The following is a 6,633-nucleotide window of genomic DNA, read 5'->3' on the forward strand; positions in this document are numbered from 1 at the left end:
CCGCCCCACGGGCCCCCGCCCGCTCTACATCGGCACGTACACCTCGGCCGAGGGCGGCGGCGACGGCATCCGCGTGGCGACGTACGACGCGGAGACCGGCCGTATCACCGGCGAGGAGACCATCACCGGGGTCGCCGACCCGTCGTATCTCGCGCTCCACCCGGACGGCCGCACGCTCTACGCGGTCAACGAACGGGAGAACGGCTCGGTGACCGCCGTACGGCTCTCCGACCGCCGTGTCCTCGGCACCCGGAGCACCGGGGGTGCGGCGCCGTGTCATCTGTCCGTGCACCCGCGCGGGCGCTGGCTGCTCAGCGCCGACTACGGCTCGGGCAGCGTGGCGGTGCACCCGATCGACGGTTCGGGCGCGCTCGGCGAGCGTACGGACCGGGTCGTGCACGACAGTCCGGAGCCCGGTCCCGGGCAGGAGGGGCCGCACGCGCACCAGTTCGTGACGAGCCCCGACGGTGGCCATGTGCTCGCCGTGGACCTGGGCACGGACACCGTGTACACGTACCGCCTGGACGAGTCGAAGGGCACGCTCAGGGAGGTCTCGCGGGCCCGGACACGGCGGGGAGCCGGGCCGCGGCATCTGACGTTCCACCCCGGCGGCCGCCACGCGTACCTCGCCAACGAGCTCGACGACACGGTGGTGGTCTGCGCCTACGACCCGGACAGCGGCAGGCTGACGCCGGGCGACCCGCAGTCCACGGGCACGGGCTCCGGCACGAACTACCCCGCGCAGCTGCTGGTGACGGCCGACGGGTCGTACGCCTATCTCGCCAACCGCGGCCACGACACTCTGACGCGCTACGCGGTCGAGGCGGGCGGGGCGCGGCTGAGACTGCTGGACACGGTGCCGGTGGGCGGGGACTTCCCGCGTCAGATCGCGTTCTCGCCCGACGGGACGCTGCTGTTCGCGTCGCTCCAGCGGTCGAACGCGGTCAGCGTCTTCCACGTGGACGGCGAGAGCGGTGAACTCCGGCGCGCGGGCGAGCCGTTCGCGTCACCCGTCGCCGTCTGTGCGCTGCCGCTGTAGCGCGCGGGGCCGGGCGGCGGCGCCGGCCTGGGCGAGCAGGACGTGCATGCGCTCAGTGAGCTGCGCGAGGGTGTCGGCGGGCTGGTGGAACGGCAGGCGTACGTCGCCGTGGTCGCGGGCCCGCTCGATGCGCAGGGTGAGTCCGTGCCGGTCGACGGCGAGCGGCTGGACGCGGACGGCGCCCTGCAGGCTGCTCGAGTCGACGAGGCGGGTGAGCCGTTCGACCGCGTCGGGGTGTGCCTCGGCCAGATGGGTCAGCAGGTGGAACTCGGCGGTGACGAGCGGGTCGGGCGTGGCGGCGGTGTACTCGTCGAGGTCGACGACGACCGCGCCGGACGTCGGGCGCAGCACCACGCGCGTGGGCCGGAAGGCCAGCCGCCCGTCCTCGGCGGCGAACCAGCCGGCCATCCAGAGCCGGGCGCGGATGCGGTTGCGTACGGACACGGGCGCGACGTCGGCGAACTCCAGCACGGCGGACGGCTCGCCACGCGGGGCGCAGATCGCGGCCGCGACGAGCGCGCTGTCCTCCGGCACGTCGAGGAGTACCTGTCCCTCCTCGGTGACGGTGTGCGCGCCGACGAACTCCTCCCGGCCGCCCTCCGCGGTCACCGCGCAGGACCATGCCGTGGCGAGCACCGAGCGGGCGCGCTCCGCCGCGGCGGGCGCGGCTGTCCAGGTGTGACGGTCAGCCATCCGAACCTCCCTTAGGTAAGCCTTGCCTAAGCTATCGGAGATCGCGGCGCACGCCAACCATGGCCCGCCGAAGCAGGAAAGACCCCGCCCGCACATCGGGACGTCTCAGGGCGAAATGGCACCCAGCAGCGCCCGCGCACACAGGTCCCGCACCTGCTCGCGGGTCAGACCCGCGCCGCTGACCCACTCCAGGCAGACCGCCCTCGTGAAGGCCAGCCACCCCCGGACGGCGATCCGCAACTCCGGCCGCTCCTCGACGGTCCAGCCGAACTCGGAATCCGCGGCGATGGCCGCCAGGATCCTGCGCTCCTGTTCCGCCATCGACCGCCGGTAGATCCTCCGCACCGCCTGGTCGCCCGCCGCGTCGGCCCGGTGGAAGGCGCGGTAGCCGTGTGCGTGCGCCTCCACGTACTCCAGGAAGGCGTCGAGTCCGGCGCCGAGCTGCTCACGTGCCGGAACTCCCGGTACGGGGGCCGTCATCCGCAGCATCTGCTCACTCTCGCGCTCCATGACGGCCGCGAAGAAGTCCCGCTTGGTCGGGAAGTAGTGGTACAGCAGCCCACGCGAGACCCCGGCGATCTCGGCGACCCGCTCGATCCACACGTCGTCGTACGGACTCTCCGAGAAGAGCCGCGCCCCGACCGACAGAAGCTGCTCCCTGCGCTCCTCGGTGCTGAGCCGACGGCGCGTGCGTTCTCCCCGCTGACCGGCCATGCCGTCACTTTACTTGACATCGGTTCAACAACAGGACGACGCTGGCAGCGCTATTGAACCCACGTACAACAGATGTGGGCCGGTACGGACGCGAGGGAGACGGCGTCATGACGGAGACGGCGGGGGACACGGCCGTGAAGGGGTTCCGCGGGGCGGAGCTGGGCTGGCCGGAGCTGCACCGCATCCCCCACCCGCCCTACCGGGTGCCCGTGATCGGGGACGTGGTGGGCGCGCGGCTGCGGGCGCCCGTGCAGGACACGATGCGACTCGGCAGCAGGCTCGGACCGATCTTCCGGCGCAAGGGGTTCGGCAAGGAGATCGTCTTCGTGGGCGGCGCGGACCTCGCCGCCGAGCTGGCCGACGAGTCGCGCTTCGCGAAGCACGTCGGTCTCGGCATCGCCAATCTGCGGCCGGTCGCCGGGGACGGGCTCTTCACCGCGTACAACGAGGAGCCCAACTGGCAGCTCGCGCACGACGTCCTCGCCCCGGGCTTCAGCCGGGAGGCCATGGCGGGCTACCACCCGATGATGCTCGACGTGACCGAGCGGCTGATGGACCGCTGGGACGGCGAGCAGCGCGCGGGCCGGGCCGTGGACGTCCCCGGCGACATGACCAAGCTGACCCTGGAGACGATCGCCCGCACCGGCTTCGGCCACGACTTCGGCTCCTTCGAGCGCACCCGGCCGCACCCCTTCGTGACCGCCATGGTGGGCACCCTGACGTTCGCTCAGCGCCGCAACGTCGTACCCGAGCCACTGGCCCCTCTCCTGCTGCGCCGCGCCGCCCGCCGGAACGAGGCGGACATGGCGTATCTGAACCGCACGGTGGACGCGGTGATCGAGGCGCGGCGCGGCTCCGGTGGCCGGGACGGTGACGGTGACCTGCTCGACCGCATGCTGGAGACCGCGCACCCGGAGACCGGGGAGCGGCTGTCCGCCGAGAACGTCCGCCGCCAGGTCATCACCTTCCTGGTCGCCGGCCACGAGACCACCTCGGGCGCCCTCTCCTTCGCCCTGCACTACCTGTCCCGGCATCCGGAGTTCGCCGCCCGGGCCCGCGAGGAGGTGGACCGGGTGTGGGGGGACACGCCCCGGCCCGGTTACGAGGAGGTGGCCCGGCTGCGGTACGTCCGCCGGGTCCTGGACGAGTCGCTGCGGCTGTGGCCGACGGCACCCGGTTTCGCCCGCGAGGCCCGGCACGAGACCGTGCTGGGCGGCGTCCACCCGATGCGCCGGGGCGCGTGGACGCTGGTGCTGACGGCGATGCTGCACCGGGACACGACGGTGTGGGGCGCCGACGCCGAGCGGTTCGACCCCGACCGCTTCGACGCGAAGGCCGTACGGTCCCGGCCGGCGCACACGTTCAAGCCGTTCGGCACGGGGGCGCGGGCCTGCATCGGCCGACAGTTCGCCCTGCACGAGGCGACGCTGGTCCTGGGGCTGCTGCTGCGCCGCTACGAGCTGCGGCCGGACCCGGCGTACCGGCTGCGGGTGGCCGAGCGGCTGACGCTGATGCCGGACGGGCTGGAGCTGCACCTGGAGCGACGTCGTGGCATCACCGCCGACGCTGCCGCGGACGACCGGGCGACGGACGCGCGCTCGGAGCCGCGCCGCCCGGTCGCGGACGCCCCGTCAGAAGCCCGCTGTCCAGTGACCGGGGCGGGTGACTGAGCCCGGCAGTCTCGTGCCGGCACTGCCCCGGGCCGCGTTGATCTGGGGCTGCGTCAGGAAGAAGGCGCCGGTCAGGTCGGCATCGGTGAGATCGGCGGCGCGCAGGTCGGCGCCGATCAGGTCCGCGCCCCGCAGGTCGGCGCCCGTCAGGTCCGCGGCGATGAGGTAGGCACCACGGAGGTTGGCCTTCCGCAGATCGGCCTCCTTGAGACGGGCGCCCATCAGGTCGGCGCCCCGCCGCTCCTTGCGGCGTCGGGCGCCCGCCCGCATCAGCTCGCTCGTCCGCAGCAGCAGGACGTTGACCCGCTGCCGGTGCGCGCCGACGTCCAGCTCCCCGAGCTCCTCGGGCGTTCCGCGCGTGAGTCGCTCGGTCTCGGCGAGCATGCCGCGCAGATCGGCGTGCAGGGAGCGGGCCGGGCGCAGGGTCAGGGCCTCGTTCAGGTACCAGAGCAGTTCGTGGAGCTGGCGTACGACGGGGAACACGTCGAACATCCGCCGGGCACGGTCACGCGGCGCCGTCCGCCAGTCCTGCCCGCCGAACGTGACCTGGGAGACCCGCTGCCCGGCGCCGAAGCAGTCGTAGACCGTGCAGCCGGTGAAGCCCTTCCCCCGCAGCCCGGCGTGGATCCCGCAGCGGAAGTCCTCGCGGAGGTTGGCACACGGCTCCCCGGCCGCCTTGTCGGTCGCGAAGTCGGCGGAAGCCGCGAAGGGCAGGGCGACGCAGCACAGCCCGAAACAGCGGGCGCAGTCGGCGCGCAGGTCCGGGAAGGGGCCGGCAGAGGTCTGTTCCATACGGTTCACCCTAATGAGGGGGCGGACTCACCCCTGCACCCCGGCAGGCGCCATGGACTCCGCCAGGAGTCAAGAACAAGCCATCCCGCGCGGCCCGCATGACGGAAGTGATCGAATCCCTGAGCGAACGGCCGGGCCGGAGATAGCCTCGTTCTTCGCGTGGGGGCGAACTGAAATACAGGTGACATCACTTCGGGGGGGTTCTTTGTCGGAGCAGTTGCCGGCGCCACGGCGCTCATCACCGGACTCGCCGACGTACGAGCCCGACGCGCTACGGAACACCGGTGCCGTACCGTTGCGGCCCGCCGATCCGGGCCGTGTCGGGCCCTATGTGCCGCTGGGGCTGCTGGGCAGCGGTGGCATGGGGCGGGTCTATCTGGCGCGTCCCGTGGACGGCGGCCCCGACCTCGTCGCGGTGAAGGTGATCAGGCCGGAGTACGCGGAGGACCCCCGGTTCCGGCGCCGCTTCGAGCGTGAGGCGTCGGTGCACGCCCGGGTCCGTACGCCGCACACCCCGAGGCTGTGCGGCACGGGCTTCCGGGAGGAACTGCTGTGGATGGCCACCGAGTACATCCCGGGCCTCGATCTGGCGGATGTCGTACGCGGGGACGGTGCCCTGGAGGCGGCCGCGGTCTGGCGGCTCGTGGCGGAGCTGGGGCGGGCGCTGGCCGACCTCGCCGCCGCGGAGATCGTGCACCGGGATCTGAAGCCGTCGAACGTTCTGCTGTCCGTCCGGGGCGCGCATCTGATCGACTTCGGCATCTCGAAGGCCGTGGACGCGAGCGCGATCACCGGCACCGGCAACCGTGTGGGGACCCCCGCCTACATGTCGCCGGAGCACCTGAGGTCGGGCCGGTCCGACACGGCGTCGGATGTGTTCTCCCTGGCCGGGACGCTGGTCTACGCGGCGGCGGGACATGCCCCGTTCGGTGACGGCACGGGTGTGGACGTGATGCACCGGGTGGCGTTCGAGGAACCGGATCCGGAGGTGATCGGCCGGGTCACGGCGGCGGACGCGGCGCTCGGTTCGCTGCTGTCCGCGTGTCTCTCCAAGGAGCCCGAGCGGCGGCCCGCCCCACGTGACCTGATCGACGCGGCCGCGGCGCGCGTCGGCACGTCCGTCTGGCCGGAGCCCCTGGGCGGCAGGGTGCTGGCCCGGCAGCGGGCGTACGAGACGCTCCAGCGCCTCGCCCTCGAACGGACGGATCGCTCCCGGACCCGCGACCGGTCACAGGCGAAGCCGCCGGTACCGGCCGGGCCGGCGATCCAGCCCGCCTCGCCCGCCGGTTCCGGAGCACCGGGTCAGGCCGCGGGTTCCCCCGCCGTGGCACCGGCGGGGCGGTCACGTCCCGCCGGTGCCCGCGGCTGGGCGCGCAAGAAGCCCGTACTGGCCGTCACGGCGGGCATCACCCTCGGCGCGGTGGCCGCGGCGGTCTTCGTCCTCACGCGCCAGGACGCCACCGCGAGTGCCTCCCCCCAGGCCGATGTGACGACCGCCGTCGGCACCGCGCCCGGCGATCGCGCGTCATCAGCGGCGCCCGGGGGCTCGGACGGGACGGGCGGCCCGGGTGCGTCCGGCAAACATGCCGACGGCGCCGCCTCGCGTCCCGAGGTCACCGGCTCTGTCGGAGCCGAAGCCGACGGCGACGGCAACGGAGACGGCGACACTGGGCAGCGAAACGATTCCCCCGCTCCCGGTTCCGGCACCTCTGCCGACCCCCCTTC

6 protein-coding genes are annotated in these 6,633 nt (G+C 73.3%); 3 read left to right on the plus strand and 3 right to left on the minus strand.

Features of this window, described 5'->3' with window-relative positions; all coding sequences use genetic code 11:
* A partial coding sequence (locus FNH04_RS38850) for a lactonase family protein (RefSeq protein ID WP_152790668.1) occupies nucleotides 1-1,039 on the plus strand: 1,039 nt, incomplete at its 5' end.
* Here FNH04_RS38850 and FNH04_RS38855 read toward each other — a convergent pair.
* Together FNH04_RS38855 and FNH04_RS38860 are read right to left on the minus strand one after the other, a co-directional pair.
* Nucleotides 1,007-1,732 (minus strand): DUF2470 domain-containing protein, encoded by a 726-nt coding sequence (locus FNH04_RS38855; RefSeq protein WP_152790670.1) that lies wholly within the window; start codon nucleotides 1,730-1,732, stop codon nucleotides 1,007-1,009. The genes FNH04_RS38850 and FNH04_RS38855 overlap by 33 nt on opposite strands.
* 105 nt (nucleotides 1,733-1,837) lie before the next feature.
* Nucleotides 1,838-2,446, minus strand: coding sequence for a TetR/AcrR family transcriptional regulator (locus FNH04_RS38860; RefSeq protein WP_152790672.1), 609 nt, complete (start codon nucleotides 2,444-2,446; stop codon nucleotides 1,838-1,840).
* A 107-nt stretch (nucleotides 2,447-2,553) separates the two neighbouring features.
* Between FNH04_RS38860 and FNH04_RS38865 the strand changes: the two genes are divergently transcribed.
* A complete protein-coding gene (locus FNH04_RS38865; RefSeq protein ID WP_152790674.1) occupies nucleotides 2,554-4,116 on the plus strand; it encodes a cytochrome P450 in 1,563 nt (520 codons plus the stop codon).
* Here the strand turns inward: FNH04_RS38865 and FNH04_RS38870 are convergent.
* Entirely contained in the window at nucleotides 4,078-4,908 is an 831-nt protein-coding gene (locus FNH04_RS38870) for a pentapeptide repeat-containing protein (protein ID WP_152790676.1), read from the minus strand. The two genes, FNH04_RS38865 and FNH04_RS38870, sit on opposite strands and share 39 nt — an antisense overlap.
* A gap of 205 nt (nucleotides 4,909-5,113) precedes the next feature.
* Between FNH04_RS38870 and FNH04_RS38875 the strand changes: the two genes are divergently transcribed.
* Nucleotides 5,114-6,633 (plus strand): serine/threonine protein kinase (locus tag FNH04_RS38875; protein ID WP_228031861.1); only part of this gene is annotated, 1,520 nt, incomplete at its 3' end.

The organism is Streptomyces phyllanthi (assembly GCF_009377205.1).
In the GTDB taxonomy this organism is placed as follows: Bacteria; Actinomycetota; Actinomycetes; order Streptomycetales; family Streptomycetaceae; genus Streptomyces; species Streptomyces phyllanthi.

What these genes read in the sequence shown, in the direction of transcription:
- FNH04_RS38855 (WP_152790670.1), bottom strand. Translation starts at nt 1,732, where the DNA reads ATGGCTGACCGTCACACCTGGACAGCCGCGCCCGCCGCGGCGGAGCGC.
- FNH04_RS38860 (WP_152790672.1), bottom strand. Translation starts at nt 2,446, where the DNA reads ATGGCCGGTCAGCGGGGAGAACGCACGCGCCGTCGGCTCAGCACCGAG.
- FNH04_RS38865 (WP_152790674.1), top strand. Translation starts at nt 2,554, where the DNA reads ATGACGGAGACGGCGGGGGACACGGCCGTGAAGGGGTTCCGCGGGGCG.
- FNH04_RS38870 (WP_152790676.1), bottom strand. Translation starts at nt 4,908, where the DNA reads ATGGAACAGACCTCTGCCGGCCCCTTCCCGGACCTGCGCGCCGACTGC.